General features: G+C 66.7%; 1 protein-coding gene. It reads left to right on the forward strand.

Annotated elements, in window-relative coordinates; translation table 11 throughout:
• Positions 1–1888: DUF1522 domain-containing protein (locus IVA74_RS30595; RefSeq protein WP_247350452.1), on the forward strand; the 1888-nt coding region annotated here is incomplete at both ends.

Below are 1888 nucleotides of genomic sequence, written 5' to 3' on the forward strand. Positions count from 1 at the left end.
CCGTCTGTCGACCGGCAAGAGCGTCAACTCGGCCCTGGACAATCCCACCAACTTCTTCACCGCGCAGTCGCTCGACAACCGCGCCAGCGACATCAACAATCTGCTCGACGGCATCGCCAACGGTGTGCAGGTGCTGCAGGCTGCCAACACCGGCATCACCTCGCTGCAGAAGCTGATCGACTCTGCGAAGTCGATCGCCAACCAGGCGCTGCAGACCACGGTCGGCTACTCCACCAAGTCCAACGTCTCCGCCTCGATCTCGGGTGCGACGGCGGCCGACCTGCGCGGCACCACGTCCTTCGCCAGCGCGACCGCGAGCAGCAACGTCGTGTATAACGGCACGGCCGGCGGCACCACGGCGGCAGGCGGTACCACGACGCTCGGCGCCACCCTCGGCACCTTCACGGGTACCGCGGGAACGGCCGGCGACGGCACCACGGCCCTGACCGGCGCCATCACCCTGATCGCCACTTCGGGCACGACCGCAACCGGCCTGGTCGGCAACGCCCAGCCCGCCGACGGCGACACGCTGACCGTGAACGGCAAGACCATCACCTTCCGCTCGGGCTCTGCTCCGGCGTCGACTGCGGTGGCCTCCGGTTCTGGCGTCAGCGGTAACCTCGTCACCGACGGCAGCGGCAACTCCACCGTCTATCTCGGCACCGCGGGCACCCCGACTGCGACCGTCAACGATCTCTTGACCGCGGTCGATCTCGCCAGCGGCGTGAAGACGGCGTCCATCACCGCGGGTGCCGCGACGCTCGCCACCAGCGTCAACCAGACCGCTTCGAGCGTCGGCGGCGGCGCCGTCACGCTGAAGAGCTCGACGGGCGCGGATCTGAGCGTCACCGGCAAGGCCGACCTGCTCAAGGCTCTCGGCCTGAGCTCGGCAGTGGGCGGCGGCAACGCCACCGTGAGCGTCAACCGGACCACGAGCGCTGGCTCGCTGGGTGCGACGATCGCTGACGGTTCGACGCTGAACGTCGACGGTCACGTCATCACCTTCAAGAACGCGCCGACCCCGGGTACGACCGGTGCTCCGAGCGTTCCGAGCGGGTATGGTGCGAGCGGTGCGGTCGTCACCGACGGCAGCGGCAACTCGACCGTCTATCTGCAGTCCGGCACGGTTAACGACGTGCTGAAGGCGATCGACCTTGCCACCGGCGTGCAGACCGCGACGATCAACGCCAGCGGCGTTGCTGCGCTTACGACTGCAACCGGCCAGACCAACTCGTCGATCAACGCATCTGGTCAGCTCAAGATCTCGACCGGCGTCAATGCCGACCTCTCGATCACAGGCACCGGCAACGCGCTGAACGGGCTCGGCTTTGCCGGCAACACCGGCACTGCGAGCGCCTTCACCGCGGCACGGACCTCGGGCGTCGGCGGCCTCACGGGCAAGACCCTGACCTTCTCCGCCTTCAACGGCGGCACGGCGGTCAATGCCACCTTCGGCGACGGCACCAACGGCACCGTCAAGACGCTCGACCAGCTCAACTCGAAGCTTCAGGCCAACAACCTGACCGCGACGATCGACGCCAACGGCCTGCTGACGGTCTCGACCACCAACGACTACGCGTCCTCGACCATCGGATCGAGCGCCGCAGGTGGTTCGATCGGCGGCACGCTCACTTCGGCGCTGACCTTCTCGACGGCTTCCAGCCCCGTCCAGGATACGGTTGCCCAGACGTCGCGTTCGAACCTGGTGTCTCAGTACAACAACATCCTGAACCAGATCGACACGACCTCGCAGGACTCCTCGTTCAACGGCGTCAATTTGTTGAACGGCGACCAGCTCAAGCTGGTGTTCGACGAGACCGGCAAGTCGAACCTCAGCATCACCGGCGTGACCTACAACTCCAAGGGTCTCGGCCTCGCTGCGTTGACC

Source organism: Bradyrhizobium sp. 132 (assembly GCF_023074185.1).
In the GTDB taxonomy this organism is placed as follows: Bacteria; Pseudomonadota; Alphaproteobacteria; order Rhizobiales; family Xanthobacteraceae; genus Bradyrhizobium.